Below are 24,889 nucleotides of genomic sequence, written 5' to 3'. Positions count from 1 at the left end.
CTTTTATATGACAACAGGCAGTGATAGTTCTAATTCACACACAAAGTGTTCGAATTGAACAACCTCATCATTCCTCAATTCTTTACCTATAGATTTCATAATCAGCTCAAGTTCTTCAGTTGAATAATTCACTACACCTAATCCAACTCTTTCGCTCTGGTGATCTAGGATTCGAATAACAGAACCTTTTTCAAACCGTCCGTTCACCTTCTCAATATGGGAAGATAGAATGCTCTGTTTACACTCAACAATGGAGAGCTTTCCTTGTTCGTTTATGAAAATTTCTCCCTTTGGACCAGAGTGAAAGGCAATCCATTGTTTCTTTTGATCTAAGTTGACCGTCTCGGTAGAAACTTCGAAATAAGTCCCTTTGGCGGTACCTTGAACGGCATCATTTAATATATTTGAAATGGTTGCTTTACCAAGAAACGTACTAATACCTGAAGCCATAGCAATCTTCACTGCATCAATCTTAGACTTCATTCCTCCTGTTCCAACAACACTTCCTGAACCACCTGCACCTTGTTCAATTTCAGGTGTAATTTCGTATACTTTTTCTAGAAGTTTGGCATGTTCATTTTTGCGAGGATCTGAATCGTAAAGGCCATCTATATCAGATAAAATGATCAATTGGTCAGCTTCAATTAAACCAGCTACTTTAGCAGATAAAGTATCATTATCACCAAACTTCAACCTGTCGACTGTAACGGTGTCGTTTTCATTAACAATAGGAATAATTCCTCGTTCTAATAATACATTCAGTGTGTTTCGAACATTGTGATACCGGGTTTCATCGGAAAAATCACTACGTGTAATTAATATCTGTGAGGCAATATAGCCGTGGGATAGGAAAATCTCTGAATAGGCTTCAATTAATAATCCTTGGCCAATAGAGGCAGCCGCTTGTTTCTCTGGGAGAGAAGTGGGGCGGTTAATGCAGCCTAGTTTACGATATCCAGCCGCGACAGCTCCGGAGGATACAAATACAATTTCATGACCAGCATCCTTTAAGAGAGCAATTTCATCTGCTAGCTTTTCAAGTTTTCGCCGACTAATTTCTCCATGTCGACTGGTTAAAGAACTGCTTCCTACTTTTATTACAACCCGCTTCTTACTGTTATCAAGGGTCGTCATTTTATCACTCCTGAGACCAATTTATCTATCTTTACTTATTTGTGGTGGATCTAACTAAAAGACTTTCTTTTATCTGCTCGCTAATTTCTTTTGAACGTTTGGCAGCAAACTCGACGGCTTTAGCTATTGCTTTTCCACCGCCATTCACATCTAGTGCTTGTAGGCCAGCAGCTGTGGTGCCATTAGGGGAGGTCACTTTTTCTCTCAAAACAGCAGGTGTTTCATCTTGTTCTTGAACCATTTTTGCAGCTCCGACAATCGTTTGAGCGATAATTTGTCTCGTGGTTTCTAAATCAAAGCCAGATTTTGCTCCTTGCTGTTCCATATGCTCCATTAAGTAATAGAAATAGGCCGGGCCACTTCCCGCAAGCCCTGTAAAAATATCCATATTTTTCTCTTCGATTTGAAAGACGGAACCAATGCAATTGAGTAATTCTTTCGTTTCAAGTACGTGATTTTCTGCTGTTTTATGACCTGGGGATAGGGCAGTAGCGGATTCACCGATTGCACTTGATGTATTCGGCATCACTCGAACTACTTGCTGGTCATCATGAAGGTTTTGTTCTAGGTATGTTGTTGTAATTCCAGCTAGGACTGACAATATGAGTTGGTTAGGTTTAATTTGCTGTTTTAAATAGCTTAATGCTTGATCCACATCTTTTGGTTTCATTGCCAATATAAAAATATCTATTTGGTCAAACGGTAAATGTTCAAGCTTCATTCCTTTAATTCCATACTTCACTTCAAGTGCAGCTAATCTTTGTTTATTCGAGCGGTTTGTAGCAATAATATTTTCTGCTGGGATCTTTTCCGATAAAACAAATCCAGCAATCATTGCTTCTGCCATTGAACCTGCACCTATAAAGCAAAGAGTCTTATTGTGTATCATCTCATCTCTCCAATAGCGTTCGTATTTTTGTTCGTAATGTATCTCAGAATTTAATACTAACACGATGATTTTCATATTCAAGGAGTTCAAGAAATGTTAGGAGCATTTCTTCCAATTAGTAAGTGTAAGCGTTACCATTAGAAGTTGTAGCCTCGAGAAAGCGTCTCAGCATGATATAAAGCGTCTCAGTCGTAAATATCAAGATTATTCTGATATAGAAGGGTGGGTGTTTCTGGATAAACGAACATGAAAAAGCTCTCAAGAGAACGTAATCTCCTGAGAGCAAGGGTGTTAGTTTACTCTTTGAATTCTTCCTTCAGACTTGTAGTCAATAGGGGAAGTTAATGATTTAACAAACTGTACAGTCGCATCTAAATCCACATCTCCCACTTCCATATCGGTAGAAAGCTTACCAATGCTTGTGCTGATATTGCCGTACATATAGTTGTTTACAACCACACTATATTCTTTAGCTGGGTCAATTGGAGTTCCATCTGGTAAAGTGATATCCACGACTTTTCCTGTTTTTGAAGCATCGTCATATGTGTACGTATACTTGAATCCAGAGATATGGTAGTCAAGACCTCTTGCTGTAATTTGCTCATCTAGGATGACGCGTAAATCTTCACCACTTAGATTCACTTTGTTCAGTACATTACCAAAAGGCTGAATAGCGAATAGATCACCGTACGTGACTTCACCTGCTTCAAGAGGAGAGCGAACTCCACCACCGTTCATTAACGCAAAGTCAGAATCCATTGCCTCTTTCATGCCATCGGCGATTAAGTTACCTAGAGGCAGATCACTATATTGACTAGCAATAGTTGGGTATCCTTTTTCAAGGGTAGTAAGAGATTGTCCAACCACCTGTGCTTTAATAGGTTCTACTTTTTCCTTATACTTGTTCATGATTGAAGCAACTTCCGGATCCGGAGTGTATTTATCTTGGTAAACTGTTTTAATTTCAGCTGATTTTTTGAAAATATCTCCTGTGAAGGGATCAATTTCAAGTTCCACATCAGAGAAAGCAGAGCCATAAGAATAAGCTTGTACAATCAGTTTATTATCAACGACACGGTTTACTTTCACATGGTTGTGAGCAGCAAAAATGACGTCTACCTCATCATTCACTTGTTCTGCGATTTTACTAGCATCATAGGAATCTGTATAGCCTGTTTGTGTAGCTGGGTTATGTGCAAGAACAACAATCGATTCTACATCTTGAGCTTTTAATTCAGCTGTGTACTTGTTAATAGCTTCTACTTCATCCGTAATTTGAAGAGTCTCATTGCCTTTTCTAACAATCATAGAAGGAGTTTCTTGAGTAACAACCCCGATAACACCAATCTTTTGTCCACCCGTCTCAAGCACAGTATATGGTTCAGTAATTAACTTACCGTCTCTCGTATCATAAGCATTTGCTGCCACAAGAGGGAAGTTGATCCCGTCATAACCAGGGTTACCGTTTGGATGGTCTCCACCATTGATGATACGTTTTAATTCATCAATTCCTTCATCAAACTCATGGTTTCCTAGAGTACCAGCATCAAAGCCGATTGCTTCTAGTACTTCAATGGTTGGTTCATCTTGGAAAAGAGCCGAAATAAGAGGGCTGCCTCCAATCATATCTCCAGCATGCATGATTAATGTATTAGGGTTAGTAGCCTCTTCTTGCTTTAACGCACCAGCAGTATATTCAATTTGTCCAGCCAAAGATGTACCAACTTTTGTAACAGTGTCTAACTGACCGTGTAAGTCATTTACACCTAAAAGCTGAACCTTAACAGCCCGATTTAGGTCAATATTGAAGATACCAAATCCTTTTGAATCAGTGTTACCAGTGTAAGAGAATGGGCTATTTTCACCAATATACTGTTCTGCCTTGGGTGAAGTTGTAAATGTTACATTCACATCACCTGAAATAGGAGCGATTGACCAGTTGTTATCGGCAGTTGGTGTAATTACTTTTTCTTCAGAAATATAATCCATTAAAATCTGACGGTTTTCATCCGCAGAATCAACGACTAATTCACTACCCTTTAGTCCTGGGAAGTTACCGCCACCACCAGCACGGTAGTTGTTAGTCACAACGATAAAGTCCTGCTCAGGGTCTACTGGTTCACCGTTGTACTCTAGGTTTACAACACGACTAGATTCAGGGTTTAATAGAGAACCATTTGTTGCATACTTAGCAGGTTGTGTTACATCAATTTGATAAGTAACACCATCAATGACATCAAAGTTATAAACTGGGAAAGCTGGATTTAATAGTTCTTGGGCAGTTGTTTTACTAGGATCAATTTGATTAAATTTACCTGCAGTCATCTCAATCCATTCCTTAACAACTGAACCTTTTACTTTCACTGCTTTTAATGTGTTGTCGTAAAGGTATAAGTCACCAGCGCTACGAATCGTTAAGTCGCCTTGCTTAATTTCTGTATACTCTTCAACACCATTTCGTCCTGCTTTAAACGGCGCACCAACAGAAAGGATAGGAAGGTCTTTTAATTCTGGTTTATTTAGACCAATATACTTTTCTACATACCATTTTTGTGCGTTTGTAACCACTTGGATAGATGGGTCATCTTGCACAAGGGCAAAATAACTGTAAATATCGTCAGTTGTTTCACCAATTGGTGTGTTTACATAGTCAATCGTAGCATCGTGAACATCTTTTACAGCATCAACGATTGCCTGATCTGGTTGAACGGTATCAATGGCTCTAGTAGAGGATTGAGAGTTTGCTACTGACCATTTTCCTTTTACCTTTTGTAGGGTAAGGTCGATAATACCTAAAGCTCCACCGCCGTAACCAGCTTGCACAGCAGCTACGCCATTAATGGTTCCCTTCGCATTGTCTACGCCAGGTAGAGGTTGTCCATCAGCACCTTTGAATAATGCATCTAGTGAACTAACATCTTTTGCAGGAAATACTTTATGAGTGTGTGAGAAGGTAATGGCATCAATTCCTTCTACCTTACTTAGTGCATAAACCGTATCTTCTGTGTTTGTTTCATTGCCGCTAAAGCCAGAGTGAGCCATTGCAACAATTACATCAGCTCCTTCTTCCTTCATCATTGGAACAAAACGTTCGGCAGATTCTACGACATTCTTTGTAATAACTTTTCCATCAAGATTGGCTTTATCCCATTCGTTGATTTGAGGTGGAACAAATCCGATATAACCAATTTTAATAACAGCTGTTTTGCCGTTTTCATCCGTTACTTTTTTCTCAATAATCTTATAAGGGGTATATTTATTTACATCGTTGGTTGGATCGCTATCATGATCATCTACATAAACGTTCGCATTAACGAACGAGAAGTCCGCATCATCATATACTTCATCAAGATAGTCTAAACCATAGTTAAACTCATGGTTTCCAAGGGTTGCCATGTCATAACCCATTAAGTTCATTGCTTTAATAGCTGGGTGAACCTCTCCGTCCTCTAAAGGATCAATCTTGGCTTTGTACGTTCCAAGAGGAGTCCCTTGAATTAGGTCACCATTGTCTACTAGTACAGAGTTATCTGCCTGTGCTCGTGCTTCTTTTACAAGTGTCGCAGTTTTTGCCAAACCTAACTTTGGAGCGGTTGCATTCTTGTAATAATCAAAGTCTAATAGATTCGTATGAATATCAGTTGTTTCCATGATACGAAGTTCAACTTCTGATTGAACTTTGTCAACGGAAGGCTTTGCTGCAAGTACATTGGTTGGTATTAATGGTGCTGCAATCATGCTGAGAGCAAGTGTGCTAGATAAAATCTTATTACCTTTCTTTTTGCTTTGCAGTTTCATTCGATCCATCCATCCTTATCGTCTTATTGAGATATTTAGGGTCTCTAAGATAAAATATAGCATGGCTAATATTAAGTTGGTGTTAAAAAATTACTAAGTTTAATAAGTTGAATAGATAGACCTAATGTGCAGAAAAATCGACAAATTTCACGTGGTCTTTTCTACCTCTGATATATAGATTAGTATAGGTATAATTACATGAATGATCAATTTTGGAAGAGATTAACAGGGTGAAGTTGTTCTCTAAAAAGAAAAATTTAACAAAGGCGAATAGGATAAATATCCTTGACGAATATATGGATAAAAATTATAATATTCTGCAAAGAAATGATGAACGAAGAAGCGATGAGAGGAATTAGTACATCTTGTACATGTGTGAAGAGAGTGGGGTCCTAGGCTGAGAGTCCCTGCCACCGCTGACAGATAGAACCTGTCCTTGAGCAGTTAGCAAAAACTAACCGTTTCCCCTCGTTACGGGGTTTTGAGAGGCAGCCTTTTTAGGTTGCTAAAAAGGTGGTACCGCGGATAAACTCTTCCGTCCTTTTAAGGATGGAGGAGTTTTTTTATTTAGACGGACAATTTTAAAGAATGAGGGATGGAAGTGGCCAAACAGCGCATTGTTGTAAAAATCGGGAGTAGTTCGTTAACGAATACGCAAGGTGGTCTATCAAAGAATAAGATCGCAGAGCATGTGGCTGCACTGTCAAAGCTGAAGAAGGAAGGAAACGAAGTGATTCTTATTTCTTCAGGAGCAGTGGCTGCAGGGTTTTCAGTTTTAGGATATCAGACAAGACCTGTGACCATTGCTGGTAAGCAAGCGGCTGCCGCTGTGGGTCAGGGCTTACTCATGCAAAGCTACTTTGAAGAGTTTCAAAAAGAAGGAATTGTATCAGCACAGCTTCTTCTAACAAGAAATGATTTTTCCCAACAAGAACAATACAATAATGCCTATTCCACATTATCTGAACTATTAAAACGTGGGGTCATACCAATTATTAATGAAAATGATTCGGTTGCGGTAGATGAACTAACATTTGGTGATAACGACATGCTTTCTGCTTTGGTTAGTGGATTAATTCATGCCGATATGCTCATTATTCTTACAGATATAAATGGTTTGTATGACGGAAATCCACGCAAAGACCCGAACGCCAAAAAGTATAATTTTCTCCCTGAGGTTACAGAGGATGTATTAGAGGTTGCTGGAGGTTCTGGTTCAAAGGTCGGTACAGGTGGGATGCGTTCTAAGCTTGAGGCAGCAAAAACGGCTTTATCTGTCGGTGTGAAGGTGTTTATAGGCAAGGGTGAAGGAACGGATAAGCTAATAGATATCGTTACTGGTAAGGGTGATGGCACCTATATTGGCTATAACCTAGGGACTTCATTAAAAAGTAAGAAACAGTGGATAGGGATTCACTCACATATTGCCGGGCGAATTGATATTGATTCAGGGGCTGAACATGCCGTCATTCATCAAGGGAAAAGCCTTTTGCCAGCAGGGGTAAAAAAAGTTGACGGTTCCTTTACACGTGGTGATGTGGTAGAGGTATGGAATGAAAAAGGAGAGTTAATTGGAAAAGGACAAATCAATTATACAGTTGATGAGCTATCCAAAATTAAAGGACTTTCTAGTAAAGAAGCAAATATAGTAAATATGCATAATCGAATTGAAGTCATTCACAGAGATAACTGGGTTACTTTTACAAAGGAGAGGAAACAGAGATGACAGAATTATTAGAAAAGGCACGTCTGGCAAGCACGCTAGCAACTAGCTTAGCTCTTTGTACCACCAAGCAGAAAAACGATGCACTGCTCCTTATTGCCAATCAGTTAGTAGAGGATATCCCTTTTATTTTACAAGAAAATAAGAAGGATCTTGAGGCTGGAAAGCAAAGCGGGATGGGAGATCACTTACTCGATCGTCTCCAATTAACAGAAGAACGTATTCTAGACATGGCAGAAGGAGTAAGACAAGTAGCTACCTTACCAGATCCTGTAGGAGAGATTCTGGAGGGATGGGATCGCCCAAATGGTCTTCATATTGAGAAGGTCCGTGTTCCTCTTGGAGTGGTCGGAATGATCTATGAAGCAAGACCCAATGTCACGGTGGATGCAGCAAGTCTTTGCCTTAAAACCGGAAATGCGGTGTTGTTGCGAGGAAGTTCATCTGCGATTCATTCAAATAAATCGATTGTAGCAGTCATTCACCGTGCACTTGAGAAGAGTGAATGTCCTCAGGAAGCGGTGCAGTTACTAGAAGATACAAGCAGAGAAACAGCTTCTCAAATGTTTAAGTTAACAGAGTACCTAGATGTGCTCATCCCTAGAGGAGGAGCAAACCTTATTCAATCTGTTGTAAATAATGCTTCCGTTCCCGTTCTTGAAACAGGGGTGGGAAACTGCCATATTTATATTGATGAAAGTGCAGGGCATAAAATGGCAATCGATATTGCTGTCAATGCGAAAACTCAGCGACCATCTGTGTGTAATGCTGCAGAAACGATCCTTGTTCATCAAAAGTGGGCAGATGAGCATTTAGAGGATTTAATTAAAGCGTTACAAGAGAAAAAGGTGGAAATACGAGCCGATGAAAAGGCAAGACAAATCGATAAAGATTTACTTCCTGCTACTGAAGAAGATTGGGAAACCGAGTTCTCAAACCTAACAGTAGCACTTCGAGTGGTATCTCATGTCGATGAAGCAATCAGTCATATTGCGAGCTATGGTTCAAAGCATTCAGAAGCGATTATTTCGGAATCTGCTGAGAATGTAGAGGCATTCTTTAACAGGGTAGATGCAGCAGCCCTCTATCACAATGCTTCTACAAGGTTTACCGATGGCTTTGAGTTTGGATTTGGGGCAGAGATAGGGATTAGTACGCAAAAGCTTCATGCTCGAGGTCCAATGGGCTTACCAGCTCTTACTTCCACTAAGTACATTGTTCGTGGAACCGGACAAATAAGAGAATAAAAAGTAGTCAAAAATAGAGTAGCAGATTCATTAGCTACTCTATTTTTGATTTAAATTTTTTCCAAAACAATAGGGTAATTATGGTAGTATAGAGGGAGATAAATCGTAGTAACCGAAATGCAACCCTGGTTTAAAGGAGTAAGTATGAAGGAACTTTATACGGAAATTAATAAAAAACTGTATTATTTTACGATAACTGTTGTTATTGCCATTATGTTAATGGGTCTGTTAGTTGATAATCCACATTATAGTCAAGGTGGAGTAGCCTTTTTTCTCCATGTTTTATTTCTAGCATTTTTTGCTATTTGTTTATTGTTGTATCCGAGACATACATCTCACTATTCCCGATTGCTCATCATGATTACATCATTCATGTATTTTTATTCGCTATTCTTTATATATCCTGATACATGGTCGAACTTTATCTTTTTATGCATTGTTCCAGCTATATCGATTTTATTTTTTGATCCAAAACTTTTTTACTTTTCACTGGCACTTAATAGTTTTGCTATCATAATGACCTTCATATATATCATACTTATTGATAAAGGTGCTCATTATTCCTATATCCAAGAGGATCTGGTCGGAAATATAATCAATTTCTTTGGTAGTCAAGCCATCATTTACTTTATTTTTTATATATCCTATGGCCGATTAAAGAAACAACAACTATATTTTCAACAAATAAAACAGGCAGAGCGTTTGAAGACGACTGGACAACTTGCAGCTGCAGTTGCTCATGAAATCAGAAATCCTTTGACAGTAGTTAAAGGATTTTTACAGTTTTACGAGCAATCCAATGAAGTAGATACTGAATTAAAAAAACATTTTCATTTAATGGTGGATGAGTTGAACACAGCGGAACAGGTTATATCGCAATTTTTATCGATTGCAAAACCAACAAAGGAAAAGGAATTAGAACCGGTAAATATCAGGCAAGTTCTTCAAAGTGTAACCGACTTGCTCCATTCCTACGGTCTATTACACGATAATCAAATCGAGTTACAAATTGTAGAAGACTCCTATGTGGCTGCTAATACAATTGAAATGAAACAGTTATTCATTAATATTATTAAAAATGCAATCGAAGCATCGAATATTGGAGATTCTGTCGTAGTGACTGCTTCAAAAGTTAAAGATGTTGTTGAAATTAACGTGATTGATTATGGTCAAGGAATGACAGAGAAGGAAATTGAGTCTCTAGGAACTCCGTTTTATTCTTTAAAAAGTAAAGGGACCGGACTTGGAATGATGATTTGTTATAATATTGCAGAGAATTACAAAGGAAAAATAAGTTTCAAAAGTACAAAAGGAGAAGGAACAACCGTCACCATTCGTTTTCCATCCCTTATATAATTGTCTTTAAAAATGTAAGTAAACGTCCGGATTCGGGCGTTTTTTTTATTTACGTAGTTTTTTAAAAAAGTAGATTGACAGATTTGTATATACAAGTTAGAATGAAAACGTAAACAAAACATGTATATACAAGTTGTCCAAAAATGTAAGCGAATTTATTTTTCTTATTTGTTTCATAATAAAATTATTTGGTAACTTTTTACCAGGGAGGAATACGAATGAGTAACTATACTCAACCGGCAAAAGACTTGCTTGAACATATCGGTGGTAGCGAAAATATTTCCGTTGTTACCCACTGTGTGACAAGAATGCGCTTTGTTTTAAAAGATCCAAAAAAGGCAGATATAGATAAGATTGAGTCCATTAAGCTTGTAAAGGGAACCTTTACACAAGCGGGACAATTCCAAGTTATTATTGGGAATGAAGTATCGTCCTTCTATAATGAATTTATTAAAATAGCAGGTGTAAGCGATACCTCTAAGGAAGACGCAAAACAAGCAGCGAAGCAGAATATGAACTGGCTTCAACGTATGATTGCTCACCTTGCAGATATCTTTACTCCATTAATTCCAGCAATCGTTGTTGGGGGTCTTATTCTTGGTTTCCGAAATGTAATAGGTGACATCAAAATGTTTGAAGATGGAACGAAGTCATTAATTGAGATTTCCCAATTTTGGGCCGGAACTCATGCGTTTCTATGGTTAATTGGGGAAGCGATATTTCACTTCTTACCGGTAGGGATTACATGGGCAGTTGCTAGAAAGATGGGGGCAACTCCGATTTTAGGGATTGTATTAGGGATTACGCTTGTATCACCACAGCTATTAAATGCTTATGGTGTGGCAGGTGCGACTGAAGTACCATTCTGGGATTTTGGTTTTGCAAAAATAGATATGATTGGTTACCAAGCCCAAGTTATACCAGCGATTTTAGCAGGTTTAGTTCTTTCATTCCTTGAACTAAAACTACGTAAGGTCGTTCCAAATGCGATTTCCATGATTGTTGTACCATTCTTTGCCCTAGTGCCAACGGTATTAATTGCACATACCGTACTTGGACCATTAGGTTGGGCAATTGGTTCTTTCATCTCTGACGTTGTATACTCTGGCTTAACTTCTGCAGTGGGCTGGTTATTTGCAGCTGTATTTGGATTTGCTTATGCACCACTTGTTATTACTGGATTACACCATATGACGAATGCTATTGATTTACAGTTAATGAGTGAGCTTGGTGGAACAAACCTATGGCCAATGATCGCTTTATCAAATATTGCTCAAGGTTCTGCCGTTCTAGCAATGATTTATATTAACAGAAAGAACGAAGAAGAAAAGCAAGTGTCTATTCCTGCAGCCATCTCTTGTTATCTTGGTGTAACAGAGCCAGCGATGTTTGGTATTAACTTGAAATACGGCTTCCCATTCCTTGCTGCAATGATCGGTTCATTGGTAGCGGCTGTTATCTCAGTAGGAAGCAATGTAATGGCGAATTCTATTGGTGTTGGTGGTCTTCCTGGAATTCTTTCCATCCAGCCACAACATATGCTAACATTCGCAATTGCAATGGTTGTTGCGATAGTTGTCCCGTTCATCTTAACGGTTGTATTTGCCAAGATGAATATTGGAAAAGTATCTTTTAAAAGAAAATAATGTCGAGAGGAACATTTACTTGTTCCTCTTTTACTATTAAATAAGGGCTGGTGCTACAAAGATGACTCAACCTTGGTGGAAAAAAGCAGTCGTATATCAAATTTATCCAAAAAGTTTTAATGATACGACAGGAAATGGTTTAGGAGATATTAAGGGGATTATTGAAAAATTAGATTACTTAGCAACTCTTGGTGTAGATGTTGTTTGGTTGACACCTATATACGAGTCTCCACAGCGTGACAATGGGTATGATATTAGTGATTATTTTCGTATCTATGAGCCGTACGGTACAATGGAGGACTTTGATTCTTTATTAAAAGAAGCCCATAAACACGGGATCAAAATCATTATGGATATTGTTGTTAACCATACGTCAACGGAGCATCAATGGTTTATTGAATCTAAGTCTTCAAAGGACAACCCGTACCGTGAGTTTTATATATGGAAGGATGCGAAAGATGGTGGAGCTCCGACCAACTGGGAGTCAAAGTTCGGCGGAAATGCGTGGCAATATGACGAACAAACCAATCAATATTATTTACACTTGTTCGATGTGACTCAAGCGGATTTGAATTGGGAGCATGAACCGGTTCGTCGAGAAGTTTACGATATGATGAAATTTTGGCTAGATAAAGGGGTGGACGGCTTCCGTTTAGACGTGGTGAACTTACTCTCTAAGGACCAGCGTTTCTTAGATGATGATGGGTCAACCGGTCTTGGCGATGGTCGTAAATTCTATACAGATGGTCCAAAAATTCATGAGTACCTACATGAAATGAATCAAGAGGTATTTTCTCACTATGACATCATGACCGTTGGAGAAATGTCCTCTACTTCCATTGATAACTGTATTAAGTATACAAACCCAGAGCGAAAAGAGTTGGATATGACCTTCAGCTTTCATCATTTAAAGGTTGATTATCCAAATGGAGAGAAGTGGACAAAGGCAGACTTTGATTTCCATAAGCTGAAGCAAATATTATCTGACTGGCAAGTGGACATGAATAAGGGTGGTGGTTGGAATGCCTTATTCTGGTGTAACCATGATCAGCCAAGAGTTGTGTCACGCTTCGGAAATGACAAGGAATACCATAAGGAGTCAGCAAAGATGCTTGCAACAGTCATTCATATGATGCAGGGTACTCCTTATATTTATCAGGGAGAAGAGTTTGGAATGACCAACCCCAATTTCGCTTCCATTGATGACTATCGTGATGTGGAGTCGTTGAACATATTTGAGATCCTCAAAGGAAAAGGTATGACGGAGCAGGAAATTCTCGATATCCTTAAGCAAAAATCACGTGATAATTCGAGAACGCCTGTTCAATGGAGTGATGAGGAGAATGCAGGCTTTACTACGGGTACTCCTTGGATTCAACCAGCAGCAAACTACAAAGATATCAACGCAGAAAAGGCAATGGCCGACCAAGATTCAGTTTTCTATCATTATCAAAAGCTTATCCAGTTAAGAAAAGAGTACGATATCGTGACAGACGGAAATTATGAGTTGCTTTTAGCAGATCATGATGCTATTTTTGCTTATATACGAAACAATGGTGATGAGAAGTTACTAGTTGTGAATAATTTTTATTCCAAAGAAGTAGAGTTTCTATTACCTGAGCAAGTGGATACGGAAGGTGTAACGAGCACGATTTTATTATCCAACTATGCTGACTCATCAGAAGATATGAAGCAAATGAAATTAAGACCGTATGAGTCTGTTGTGTACTATTTAAAAAAGTAAACTGGAGTTTTTAACATGACAAATAAGTATTTAACGATCCATAACGATATTGTACAGCAAATAGAAGCGGGCCAAATTGCCCCTAATACACTTTTGCCCTCTGAGCATGAGTTAAAGGACCGTTACAATACATCGAGAGAAACGATCCGAAAGGCACTTAACCTTCTGTCACAAAATGGATATATACAAAAGGTGCGGGGAAAGGGCTCGATTGTCATTAAAAGCACAAAAGTAGATTTTCCTGTTTCTGGACTAGTCAGCTTCAAAGAACTAGCTGATAAAATGGGACAAAAGCCGGTTACCATCGTTCACGAACTGTCGTTGATGAAACCAGATCCATTCATCATGAAGCAGTTAAACTTGTCCAGCAAGGACCATGTCTGGCAAGTGTTTCGAGTGAGAGAAATGGGCGGAGAAAAGGTAATCCTCGATAAAGATTACCTGAATAAAAAATTCGTTCCTGCTTTAACAAAGGAAATTTGCGAGCACTCGATTTATGATTATCTTGAAAATGACCTGCAGCTAAGTATCAGCTTTGCAAAAAAAGAAATTATCGTGGAAGAACCGACAGAGGAAGACCGGAAGCTATTAGATTTAGATGGTCATCACAATATAGTGATTATAAAAAATTATGTGTATCTGGATGACGCGAGTTTGTTTCAGTACACCGAATCCAGACACAGACCAGATAAATTCCGCTTTGTCGACTTTGCGAGACGAAATCATATATAAGACGAGTTTTATAGAAGGGTTCCTTCCTAATTAAAAGACACCAGGAAAGACGTATGAAATTAGCATACGTCTTTTCTTTATTTATTAGCGTTTTTACGAAATTCCATTAACTTGATATAGCAATTGACATCATTATTAAGCTGGTCGATAAAAAGCTTCTGATTCCCACATCTAGGTTCAAGAGGGTCCGCACTATCGATTGGGGATCAGGTTAAGCACCTGTGCTGATAAATAGACGGAGAAATTCCGCTTAAATTAGTAATTAGTATTAAAAAGGCTTAAATAGACGGAGAATTTCCGTCTATTGGCTCGAAAAATTCGAAAATGGGGGATTTTCCCTTGCATAAGCGGAAAACCTCCCCTTATTTATCCCGAAACGAGCTCCATTCTGAATTTAACCGAAAAATCTCCGCTTATTTTCCTACTGCTGGTTACTCGATTAAGGACAAGACATCTTATTTAAAAGGGAGAGAGTTTTATCTCAAAAATCCAAGAGAATCTCATTTTGATGCATTACGATGAACCGTAGTACATAAGTGAGGTTTTATTTAGGAAAAAATCTTCTGTTGAAGCACCTCAACAGCCTTATTGATTTCCGTGAGCTCCTCATCAGTAAGATGTTTAATTCGTTCTTCAAACTGTAATTGAATTTTTTTAAAAGCCTCTTGCATTAGTACATTCCCTTTATCGGTTAATTGTATATAGTATTTCCGACGATCACTTTCATCAGAAACCTTTTTACATAGATTCTTTTCTATCAATTTTCGAAGCTCTCGGCTTGTGTTCGGAAGTGAGACATGCAAACAATCGCTGATTTCTGTAATGGTAACAGATTGACTTACAGTAATATATTCAAGAATTTTATATTGAACTGGAGTGATTTCTTCAGTTTTCGCATCTTTTGTCATATCATTGGTTATTTGATGTACATTTGCCATGAAGTGCACGAAGTTTCTAAACAACAAATCTCTGTCCATTTAATTAATCACCTCACCACCCAAGATATCAAATACATTATCAAAAAACAATTATCATTTGACAACTAACAGAGGGGTCTGTTAGGATTTAGTTATCAAATTACAACTAATTGGGTGATAATTATGAATGTATTAGTGATTTTTACACATCCGAATCATGAGAGCTTAAGCTATGCCTTTTTACAGGAGGTATTGCGAGGGACTAAAGAGAATTCTCATATCAAAGAAATACAAGTAGTGGATTTGTATCAGGAACAGTTTGATCCTGTTCTCATTTTTAATGAGACCAAGCGTAGAAGAGATATGCACCGCGATGAAAAATTAAAGAAATATAGAGAGCAAATTCTATGGGCCGATAAAATCGTTTGTATTTATCCGATCTGGTGGGGGCGACCACCTGCGATGATGCTTGGATATATTGACCAAATGTTTGCATCTGGATTTGCCTATAAAGATAACGGTGGCCTTTTTCCTGTGGGACTTTTAAAAGGAAAGAGCGTGGTGTGCATTTCTAGCATGAAAGGTCCTACACTCTACCCGTTATTCTGGTTGAACAACTCTCATAAAATATTAATGAAAAGAGCACTCTTTCAGTATGTAGGTATGAAAAAAGTGAAGTTTTTTGAATTTGGCAATATGGAAAGTCAAAAGGGGAAGCAAAAGGAAAAACTTCAAAAAATATATGAGTATTTCAGAAGAATAGATACTTAGACTAGGAAAGCAAAAAACAAAGCAAGAGGCCACCATCGATGGTTCTCTTGCTTTGTTAAATTACGCTTCAGGATCAATATGTTTGACGATTCTCTCGCATATTTCGTGGGTGGTGAGAGAGTCATCGATGGATGGGTCTGGTATAGAATTTGTTTGAACACATTCGATGAAATGGTCCATTAGCTGGTAAAAACCACGCTTATATAGCGTAGGCTCCCAGTCACCGAATTTTGTAATACTAATTTCTTTATCATGATATCTCGTTGTTTCCACTAGGCTGTTCACGACAAATTTCTGATGCCCAGACATATATTCAATGACTTCCTCTGTTACACCACCGTTACGATTCATGATTCCGATAGCTATACAACCATCACCAATAAGCTGTATAACGAGCTGATCCAGCATGTCACCGTTTTTTACATACTCTACCTTTACATCTTTGACCTCAGTATCCATGAGAAAACGTAGCGTATCGACCACATGGATAAAATCCTCTACCACAAATCTACGTACATAATCAGGGGCTGCAAAGCGGTTCTTTTGCATGATAATCAGGTTTGGTTTCCCATGTTCCTTTAGCTCTCTCACACGAGGGATAAATCGTCTGTTAAAACCAACCATGGCAATTTTACCCTTGTCTTTAGTAAGCCTAACAATTCTCTCTGTTTCATGAAAGTCCATGGATATTGGCTTATCAATGTATGTATGAATCCCATTTTGAAGCAGCTTTTCTGCTATTTCAAAATGACCTTCTGTTGCTGTGCTTACGATGGCTGCATCAATGTTTTTTATAAGTAATTCGTCAATGGTTTGAACACATTCTTGGATACGATATTTGTTTGCTAAGTGAGTCAGTGTCACAGTATTTCTTGTACAAAGAACAAGTTCAATTCCTTCCTTTTCTGTAAGTACGGGTAAATATGCCTTCTTTGCAATATCTCCTAGCCCGATAATTCCTACTTTCATAAAAACACCTCGCCTATTTTGTCCTATTAATAAGAATAGTGGAAATATGAACTTGGGTACAAGTATTCTAAGTTTTTCTTTTTTTTAGAAAAAGGATTGTTTTATTTGTAATTATTAATTATAATACAAGACATAACAAATAAAAGCGTTTTCACGAAAGGGGGTGGTTTGTATGAGGATTGCTGGAATGAATATTACATTTAGATATTACCCGTTTTCTACATTTTTAGATTGTATGGAAACATGTGAAATCCAAGAGATCGAGCTATGGGCTGGCGAACCCCATCTATATGTGTATAGGGAGCTAGATAAATCCCTCAAGAAGCTCAAACAAGAACTGAGGTCAAGAGAGATGAAAATTATCTGTTACACACCAGAACAGTGCGTTTATCCATATAATATTGCCACTTCAAATGCTGATTGGAGAAAAAACAGTATCCAATACTTTATTGATAATCTTTATGCTGCTTCAGAACTAAATGCGGATAAGCTCCTTATTACGTCTGGTATTGGTGACTTCTCTGTTCCTCTTGAAGAATCCTGGAAATATGCTAGTGACTCTATCTATCAAATATCAAGGGTTGCTGAGAAGGAAGGAATCACTCTTGCTTTAGAACCGTTAACAAGATTTGAATCTAATCTTATTATTGATCTTCAAAGGGATAAAGAAAATGATCCAAGAAGTTCAATCTCCAGTTGTAAAAGGTATGGTAGATACAGTAGCTATGCAATTAGCTGGAGAAACACCCGAAGATTATTACTCACAGCTAAATGAAATATCGCATTTTCATTTACTAGATGGAGATGGAAAAACAGATGCTCATCTTGCATTAGGTGATGGAATTCTCCCATGGATGGAGTATCTTGAAAGCCTTCACAAGCATCACTATGAAGGAGTATGTACATTAGAAATTATGGGTTCTACATATTATCAAAATCCGCAACAGGCTATCATGAACTCAATTATGAAAATAAGAGAATTGCAGTTTACTAAGTAAATTCGGAGGGATTTTGTATGAGTAATAATGCGCTAACAAGGAAGCTTGGTTTTTGGGCTGCCCTTGCTATTGCAGTTGGGACAACCGTTGGATCAGGTATCTTTGTTTCAACAGGTGATGTGGCAAGAGCGGCAGGAACTCCAACCATTTCAATTCTTGCCTGGATTATCGGAGGGTTGATTGCCATACCACAGGTGATGGTATTAGCAGAATTGGCAACAGCTTATCCTCAAAATGGAAGCGGTTACGTTTACTTGAATAAAGCTGGCTGGAGACCGTTAGCCTTTCTTTATGGATGGGCCACATTTTGGGCTCTAGATCCACCTTCCATTGCAATTATGGCATTGGCGATTGTATCTTATTTAGCCACATTTTTCCCTTTTTTCTCTGGCTTTGAAGGTAAGTTATTAGGAGTAGCAATTATCTTAATTATCACCTCTATCCATTATCGAAGTGTAAAAGAGGGTGGGTTATTTCAAGTCATCATTACGGCTGTTAAAATTATTCCATTTTTAATCGTCATTATACTAGGCTTTATTTATATGAATCCTAGTAATTTTAGTTATACACCTGCTGACTCAACAATTGTAAAAACGAGCTTAATCGGTGGTGTATCTGCCACAACATGGGCTTACACAGGGATGGCAGCAATTTGCTTTATGGCGGGGGAATTTAAAAATCCAGGACGAGTCCTTCCTAAGGCGCTAATAAGCTCCGTGTTAATCGTGTTAGGTTTATATACCCTACTCGCTGTTTGTGTCATCGGTTTAATGCCTTTTGATAAGTTAATAGAGTCAAACGCAGCTGTTTCAGAAGCTGTTAAATACATCCCGGGTCTATCAGATATTGCCTCCTCCTTTGTGGCAGTAACTGCGATCATTGTTATCTTGGGCTCCCTTAGCTCATGTATTATGTTCCAGCCGCGCTTGGAGTATGCCATGGCAAAGGATGGTTTGTTCTTTAAACGCTTCGCTAAGGTTCATCCAAAATATGAAACACCTAGTTTCTCTATTATCGTTCAAGTAACATATGCATGTTTCTTAGTGTTTTTCAGTAACTTAACGGCTTTGCTCGGATATTTCACCCTTATCCAGTTGTTGATTAATATTATGGACTTTGCAGCTGTTTATAAGTGCCGGAAAAGGGACGACTATAACCCAATCTATCGTATGCCTATGTGGAAAGTAACTACCATCTTAGCCATTCTAGGTGCAGCATGGCTGGCATGGGGGACCTTTACATGGGCTCCATTACAAGGAATGATTGCAGCATTAATCGTTATCGCTACAGGTCTTCCAGTTTATTATTACTGGGAAAAGAAGTATGGATCGAAAAATAATAGTTCTGAAGTAACTTTGAATTCTTAGTCGATAAGGAAGTTGGTGATTTTTACTAAATTCCTAAAAATAAGATTGAATAAATTGTTATGTTAAATTATAATACAAGACATAACAAATATAACAAGGAGGATCAGTCACATGTTAAAATTTGATGAACAGTTATTTCTTAAGCTTGTAGAAGAAGAAGGTTTAGCATATAGAGGGAAAATTGAAGAGGTCGTTGATGGTATATGCGAGAAAGGCTATAAAAATATTTTCTTAATTGGTGCGGGTGGAACGATTGCCATGATGTATCCATACGAGTACATATTTAAATCAACCTCAACCATTGATGTTCATGCAGCTATTGCAGCTGAGTTTATGGTGATGAACAACAAGCACTTTAGCAAAGATTCTGTATGTATTTTCACATCAGTATCTGGTACAACAAAGGAAACGGTTGAAGCCGCACAATTTTGCAAGGACCGAGGAGCAACGACGATAGCTCTTGTTGCAGAGCCGGACACTCCACTTACTAAGATTGTCGACCACTGTATCACTACAGGGTCAGAAAAGCATTCTTTTGATACATTCTTTATGCTTCTTTACATGATTGCTTTTCGTTTTATTTATAACAATAATGAATTCCCACAATATGAGAAGTTTACGAAGGAAGTATCTAAGCTGCCAAGAGCAATACTACAAGCAGTAAAAGCCTTTGATTCAAAAGCAGAAGAATTTGCTATCAAGCATAAAGACACATCCTATCATATGATGGTCGGTTCAGGTAATTTATGGGGCAATACATATTCCTATGCCATGTGTATCCTAGAGGAAATGCAATGGATTCATGCAAAATCGATTCATGCGGCAGAGTTTTTTCACGGCACGTTGGAATTAGTTTTAGAGGATACAAGTGTCATATTGTTAAAAGGGGAAGATGAAACAAGACCGCTAGTTGATCGAGTTGAGAGGTTTGCAGAAAAGATTACAAAGCAACTAACAATTATTGACACAAAGGACTTTGAGATGGAAGGCATAAGTGAAGAGTTTAGAAAACACTTTGCAGTTAGTATTAACTGGGCAGTCCTTAGTCGTATCAGTGTCTACCTTGAACGTGAAAGAAACCATCCATTAACCCTTAGAAGATATTACCGAAAAATGGAGTATTAATTTAAAGGGAGCACTACAGATTTGTAGTGCTCCTTTCCAAAGAAAGGGTGTGAGTATAGATGAAGATCGTCACAGTTGGAGATAACTGTATGGATGTCTATCAATCTAGCGGAAAGGCATATCCAGGTGGGAATCCAGTGAATGTAGCTGTGTACCTAAGAGGATTAGGTGCTCATACAGCCTATGTTGGATGGGTAGGTTCAGATCAATATGCTGATATGATGATAGGCTCGATTTATCATAAGGGTGTTGATATTTCACATGTATTTAAGAAGGAGGGGAAAACGGCAGTCACTTATGTCGATTTGGTGGGAAATGATCGGAAGTTTGGGGAGTATGAAGAAGGAGTGATGGCTCACTTTTTGCTAACTGAAGATGATCTTAATTATATTAACGGATTTGACCATGTGCATGCGGGTATATGGGGACATACTGAAAAATATTTTCCCCTTTTAAAAAAAATGGGGTTAACTACCTCGTTCGATTTTTCAGATAAACTGGAACATGCTCTTGTAAAGATTATAACTCCTCATGTTGATTATCCTTTCTTTTCCTATGAAAAAGATGATGAAAACATCCGTAGCTATTTAAAAGAGATTTATCAAACTGGTTCAAAGGTAGCGGTGGCAACACTTGGAGAAAACGGCTCGATTGCTTACGATGGAAATGAGTATTATACATATGGAATTGTGACAGCAGAAGTGGTAGATACAATGGGAGCTGGGGATTCTTTTATTTCGGGCTTTTTATATGGAAAAATGAAGGGCTTTACAACGGTGGAGTGCCTCAAGTTAGGCGCAGAAACAGCAGCAAAAACAATAAGTTACTTTGGTGCATGGTGACTGGGGAGAATAACCAAGGTATAATAGAAACAAACAGTTTAAAAATTAGATAAGGATGAAAAAGTATGAATTTAAATCCTTCGACTCCCCAACCTTTATACATGCAAATAAGGCAAATGTTGAAAAATGATATCCAACAAGGTAAGTATAGACCGGATGAACAAATTCCAACTGAGGCAGAGCTTTGTGAAACATACAATGTAAGTCGAATAACGATACGAAAAGCGATAGAGGAATTAGTAAAAGAGGGGACTCTTACTCGTATTCCAAGAAGAGGTACCTTTGTTGCATCTAATAAGTTTCATAATGAATTGTTATCTGTAAGCGGATTCTCCGAATTCAGTCATCAACTAGGCATGATTCCTAATTCAAGGATTCTAAGAAGTGAGGTTATTACAGCAACAAAGGATATGTCAGATTACCTAAAAGTAGAAGAGGGAAGTCCAATCTTAGAGCTTGAACGGCTAATGTATGTGAATGACCGTCCTTTATTTCATGATACCGCACATTACTCTTTAGTACGTTTTCCTGATTTAGAGAAGAGAATTGTTGGGGATGAATCAACTTATAAAATATTACTAGAAGAATACGACACAGAAATAATAACAAATGATAAAATCATTGATGTTATTGGGGCTACTAAGGAATATGCAAAGTTATTAGAGTGTGATGTTGGTGCTAATCTTTTTCGGATATTAAAGATTGCCTTTGATAAGAAGGATAAACCTGTTCATCTCTCAACCTTTTTGTGTGAGACTAATAAGGTGAACCTAACTGTTCATCGCGCTAAATAGGTCATGCCAATATGGCATGACCTATTATTTTGAATTAAATCTCAATATCTACACCGATGCTATCAAGTCTTCCAACCTCGCGGATGAAGGCAGCAACTTCTTGGTGTTGTTCATTTATCGTATAGGCCTCTACAGCTGCAACATTTTCGAAGCGAACCATGAGAATCACCTGATATTCCTTGCTTTTTTCAGAAAGATTGAAGGCAGCTTGAATTTCAACTACTCCAGTGATTACTTTTTCCAATGCTTTAAAGCGTTTGATTACTTCTTCCATTTGTTCCTGTGTTGTTGTGTCAGCGAACTTTAATAATACAGTACGTTGTATCATGTTGAACCTCCTACTAATTACATTTTCTTTTCTTGTATTCTATAATGTTCGAGCATATATATCAATAAATACATGAATTCCCATTTTTACTACAGAAAAAGTGCTAATTCGGCAAAATCATTTTCATAAGAGGACAAAACTAGTCAAAGGAGAAAGTTTTCTTCCCTAGAAATTAAACTAGTACGAGTAATTTCTAGTAGTTTTTACTAGATAGTTACATAGAAAAATAGTTTTTAAGGGAGGAATCTTGTTGAAGATAGCAAGGAGTATAAAAAGTATTTTTGGAGTTCTCTTAATTTCTTTGTTAATTTTTACAGCAGCTGTCCCGATTCAAGCAATAGTGAAAATTGATGATGGACAATCTTCTGTTACGGTAGACAATGAGTATGCTTTTATTCAGTTTGGAGACGCACCAATTGCTTCCTATGAGGGAACAATTGCAGGATATGAGAAGACAAAACCATCGAATGGGAAAAAAGTAGATTTACAGTCCCAAGCGGCAAAGAAATATGGAAGTCGTTTAGAAGCTCAGCGTACGAATTATATCAAATGGTTAGCTAGACAGTTCCCTCAAGTAGAAGTTGTAACAGAGTATGATGTTACCTTTAATGGAATTGGCTTAAAGTTAAACGGAGCATCCTTAAAGGACGTTAGCCGTGGTCCTGGATCCGTTAAGAGCGGGTATAGTGCAACCTACCAAAAAGCGATGAGTGAAAGCACGGCTTTAATCGGTGCAGAAGCGATTTGGGAGTCTGTTGGTGGACAAGCAAATGCAGGGGAAGGAATGAAAGTCGGTATCATTGATTCAGGGATTGATCAAACACATGAATTCCTTGAGCCAAATGAAGGAATGACGTATCCAGAAGAATTTCCTAAAGGAGATACAAGTTTAACGACGCCTAAAGTGATTGTAGCTAAGGTGTATAGCCAGAATCCAAAGCTAAGCGCAGAAGCAGTCGATAGCCATGGTACACATGTAGCAGGTACGGTTGCTGGAAAGACAGGTACAGAAACGGATTTAGATGATAAAACATTAAGTGGAGTGGCACCTGGGGCGTATCTAGGAAACTATAATGTTTTCCCGGGAGATATCGCAAATGCAAAAAGCTTATTTATTGCTAAAGCCGTTGAAGAAGCTGTTGAGGATGGTATGGACGTTCTTAACTTAAGCTTAGGGGGAACACCACATAAAGGTGCAGACCTGCTAGATATGACAGTGAATTCTGCGGTAGATGCTGGAGTAGTAGTGGCCATCTCAGCTGGAAACGAAGGACCAGGAAACTACACGGTTGGATCTCCTGGAACAGCGGAGAAAGTCATCACGGTAGCAGCAACAACAAATAGTCGAACCTTTGCGATGACATTGGAGTCAGAAGCATTCACAGAACCAACCATAGCGACAACAGGTACACAGGGTGGAGAGGTAAAAGAAACTTTAACAGGAGAGTATGCAGTATGGGCTGATGTGGCTGGTGGCGATAAATTGGCATGTACTTCTATATCTGGAAAGCCATTAGAAGGAAAAATTGCGTTAATTCAACGCGGTTCTTGTACATTTGCTGAAAAAATTAATAACGCTGCTGCAGCAGGTGCAGTAGGGGTGATCATCTATCAGCTTGATGGAATTGCTGAACCAACGCCAATGTCTTCTGATGGGGCACTGGTTCCAGCCGTTATGATTGGAAACGAAGCAGGTAAGCAACTAGTGAGCTGGACGGGAGATCGTACCGTTACCATCAATAATGACTTACAAAAGGTGAGCACCGATCCAAATCTATTAGCAAACTTTAGCTCGTGGGGACCTACGCCAAACTACACGCTTAAGCCTGATGTAGCAGCTCCAGGGGTAAATATTTACTCTTCCGTCGTTGGTGGAGGTTATGAGCTTTATCAAGGTACATCAATGGCATCTCCACATGTAGCGGGTTCTGCTGCAGTCTTATTAGCGTATAGCAAGAAAAATGATTTAGGCTGGGGGCCAGCTGAAGTGAAAGCTGCCTTAATGGGAACAGCAAACGATGTAGCAGGAAGTGTTTTACCTGATACAGATGTTTCTGATCCATTAAAAGTGGGAGCAGGTCTTATTGACCTTAGCAAAGCAATGAGTCCATCAGCGCTTGCTTTCCCATCATCCTTAAGCTTTGGACTAGTTCGCCCGGTAGGAAACCAAACGTATAAGATGAATGTTACGTTAACGAACCCAACTAATGAGGAGTTAGCCTATACCATTAGAGATGATGAAAATGTAAAAGTGAGTGATATGGAAGTAACGATCCCTGCTAAAGGAAGTATGGAGATTACGGTAGAAGTGGTGAACCGTGGTACCCATGCAGGTGGACAAGCAGGTACACCAAATTTCGTTAGCAGCTACTTAAACGTTAGCTCATCTGCAGGTGATATTCGTATTCCATACTTATATGTAATGGATTACAACCGCTAAAACATATAAAAGGAGATTGCCGGGGGGAAGGGCAATCTCCTTTTTTCAAAGTTAAGAGATATTGTTATT

20 protein-coding genes and 1 other annotated feature are annotated in these 24,889 nt (G+C 38.4%); of the genes, 14 read left to right on the top strand and 6 right to left on the bottom strand.

Annotation, left to right across the window (positions count from 1 at the left end; all coding sequences use genetic code 11):
- Positions 1-3: 3 nt before the first annotated feature.
- The 3 genes from proB (ACGLXV_RS25450) to ACGLXV_RS25440 form a co-directional block, all read right to left on the bottom strand.
- Positions 4-1,134, bottom strand: coding sequence for a glutamate 5-kinase (gene proB, locus ACGLXV_RS25450; RefSeq protein ID WP_391560822.1), 1,131 nt, complete (start codon positions 1,132-1,134; stop codon positions 4-6).
- A gap of 31 nt (positions 1,135-1,165) precedes the next feature.
- Positions 1,166-2,023: a pyrroline-5-carboxylate reductase gene (gene proC / locus ACGLXV_RS25445; RefSeq protein WP_391560821.1), complete on the bottom strand. Its 858-nt coding sequence runs from the start codon at positions 2,021-2,023 to the stop codon at positions 1,166-1,168.
- A gap of 291 nt (positions 2,024-2,314) precedes the next feature.
- A complete protein-coding gene (locus ACGLXV_RS25440) occupies positions 2,315-5,821 on the bottom strand; it encodes a bifunctional 2',3'-cyclic-nucleotide 2'-phosphodiesterase/3'-nucleotidase (protein WP_391560820.1) in 3,507 nt (1,168 codons plus the stop codon).
- 336 nt (positions 5,822-6,157) lie between these two features.
- Positions 6,158-6,367 (top strand) — a binding site (T-box leader).
- A gap of 49 nt (positions 6,368-6,416) precedes the next feature.
- Between ACGLXV_RS25440 and proB (ACGLXV_RS25435) the strand changes: the two genes are divergently transcribed.
- From proB (ACGLXV_RS25435) to treR, 6 genes are all read left to right on the top strand, one after another.
- Positions 6,417-7,547 carry a glutamate 5-kinase gene (gene proB, locus ACGLXV_RS25435; protein ID WP_391560819.1) on the top strand — a complete coding sequence of 377 codons (1,131 nt, stop codon included), beginning with the start codon at positions 6,417-6,419 and terminating at the stop codon, positions 7,545-7,547.
- Positions 7,544-8,791, top strand: a complete 1,248-nt coding sequence (locus ACGLXV_RS25430; RefSeq protein WP_391560818.1) for a glutamate-5-semialdehyde dehydrogenase — start codon at positions 7,544-7,546, stop codon at positions 8,789-8,791. The genes proB (ACGLXV_RS25435) and ACGLXV_RS25430 overlap by 4 nt, the downstream gene beginning before the upstream one ends.
- Positions 8,792-8,935: 144 nt before the next feature.
- Complete coding sequence (locus ACGLXV_RS25425) at positions 8,936-10,147, top strand: ATP-binding protein (protein WP_391560817.1); 1,212 nt, start codon at positions 8,936-8,938, stop codon at positions 10,145-10,147.
- Positions 10,148-10,365: 218 nt separating this feature from the next.
- Positions 10,366-11,793 (top strand): PTS system trehalose-specific EIIBC component, encoded by a 1,428-nt coding sequence (treP, locus tag ACGLXV_RS25420; protein WP_119710375.1) that lies wholly within the window; start codon positions 10,366-10,368, stop codon positions 11,791-11,793.
- A gap of 61 nt (positions 11,794-11,854) precedes the next feature.
- On the top strand, positions 11,855-13,537 hold the full coding sequence (treC, locus tag ACGLXV_RS25415; protein WP_391560816.1) for an alpha,alpha-phosphotrehalase: 1,683 nt from the start codon (positions 11,855-11,857) through the stop codon (positions 13,535-13,537).
- 15 nt (positions 13,538-13,552) lie between these two features.
- Positions 13,553-14,269: a trehalose operon repressor gene (gene treR / locus ACGLXV_RS25410; protein WP_119710373.1), complete on the top strand. Its 717-nt coding sequence runs from the start codon at positions 13,553-13,555 to the stop codon at positions 14,267-14,269.
- A 548-nt stretch (positions 14,270-14,817) separates the two neighbouring features.
- Here the strand turns inward: treR and ACGLXV_RS25405 are convergent.
- Positions 14,818-15,246 carry a MarR family winged helix-turn-helix transcriptional regulator gene (locus tag ACGLXV_RS25405; RefSeq protein WP_119710372.1) on the bottom strand — a complete coding sequence of 143 codons (429 nt, stop codon included), beginning with the start codon at positions 15,244-15,246 and terminating at the stop codon, positions 14,818-14,820.
- Positions 15,247-15,369: 123 nt separating this feature from the next.
- Between ACGLXV_RS25405 and ACGLXV_RS25400 the strand changes: the two genes are divergently transcribed.
- Positions 15,370-15,957 (top strand): NAD(P)H-dependent oxidoreductase, encoded by a 588-nt coding sequence (locus ACGLXV_RS25400; protein WP_391560815.1) that lies wholly within the window; start codon positions 15,370-15,372, stop codon positions 15,955-15,957.
- Positions 15,958-16,017: 60 nt separating this feature from the next.
- Here the strand turns inward: ACGLXV_RS25400 and ACGLXV_RS25395 are convergent, their stop codons facing one another.
- On the bottom strand, positions 16,018-16,926 hold the full coding sequence (locus ACGLXV_RS25395) for a Gfo/Idh/MocA family protein (protein ID WP_391560814.1): 909 nt from the start codon (positions 16,924-16,926) through the stop codon (positions 16,018-16,020).
- A 172-nt stretch (positions 16,927-17,098) separates the two neighbouring features.
- On the opposite strand from ACGLXV_RS25395, the gene ACGLXV_RS25390 reads away from it, so the two are divergent.
- The 6 genes from ACGLXV_RS25390 to ACGLXV_RS25365 all read left to right on the top strand — a co-directional run bounded on the left by ACGLXV_RS25390 (position 17,099) and on the right by ACGLXV_RS25365 (position 22,052).
- Positions 17,099-17,701, top strand: a complete 603-nt coding sequence (locus tag ACGLXV_RS25390; protein WP_391560813.1) for a TIM barrel protein — start codon at positions 17,099-17,101, stop codon at positions 17,699-17,701.
- Complete coding sequence (locus ACGLXV_RS25385) at positions 17,598-17,924, top strand: sugar phosphate isomerase/epimerase family protein (protein ID WP_391560812.1); 327 nt, start codon at positions 17,598-17,600, stop codon at positions 17,922-17,924. The genes ACGLXV_RS25390 and ACGLXV_RS25385 overlap by 104 nt, the downstream gene beginning before the upstream one ends.
- Before the next feature lie 17 nt (positions 17,925-17,941).
- A complete protein-coding gene (locus ACGLXV_RS25380; RefSeq protein ID WP_391560811.1) occupies positions 17,942-19,291 on the top strand; it encodes an amino acid permease in 1,350 nt (449 codons plus the stop codon).
- 111 nt (positions 19,292-19,402) lie between these two features.
- Complete coding sequence (locus tag ACGLXV_RS25375) at positions 19,403-20,416, top strand: SIS domain-containing protein (RefSeq protein WP_391560810.1); 1,014 nt, start codon at positions 19,403-19,405, stop codon at positions 20,414-20,416.
- A 59-nt stretch (positions 20,417-20,475) separates the two neighbouring features.
- Positions 20,476-21,258, top strand: coding sequence for a fructoselysine 6-kinase (gene frlD, locus ACGLXV_RS25370; protein WP_119710366.1), 783 nt, complete (start codon positions 20,476-20,478; stop codon positions 21,256-21,258).
- A gap of 65 nt (positions 21,259-21,323) precedes the next feature.
- Entirely contained in the window at positions 21,324-22,052 is a 729-nt protein-coding gene (locus tag ACGLXV_RS25365; protein WP_391560809.1) for a GntR family transcriptional regulator, read from the top strand.
- A 34-nt stretch (positions 22,053-22,086) separates the two neighbouring features.
- Here the strand turns inward: ACGLXV_RS25365 and ACGLXV_RS25360 are convergent, their stop codons facing one another.
- Positions 22,087-22,380 carry a Dabb family protein gene (locus tag ACGLXV_RS25360; RefSeq protein ID WP_119710364.1) on the bottom strand — a complete coding sequence of 98 codons (294 nt, stop codon included), beginning with the start codon at positions 22,378-22,380 and terminating at the stop codon, positions 22,087-22,089.
- A 250-nt stretch (positions 22,381-22,630) separates the two neighbouring features.
- Here ACGLXV_RS25360 and ACGLXV_RS25355 point away from each other — a divergent pair, with 250 nt between their 5' ends.
- Positions 22,631-24,820, top strand: a complete 2,190-nt coding sequence (locus tag ACGLXV_RS25355) for a S8 family serine peptidase (protein WP_391560808.1) — start codon at positions 22,631-22,633, stop codon at positions 24,818-24,820.
- Positions 24,821-24,889: the final 69 nt, after the last annotated feature.

Origin of the sequence: Robertmurraya sp. (genome assembly GCF_036676585.1) — a bacterium.
Classification (GTDB): domain Bacteria; phylum Bacillota; class Bacilli; order Bacillales; family Cytobacillaceae; genus Robertmurraya_A.
The sequence above is the reverse complement of the archived record's forward strand: the minus strand, read 5'-3'. Positions and strand labels throughout refer to the sequence as shown.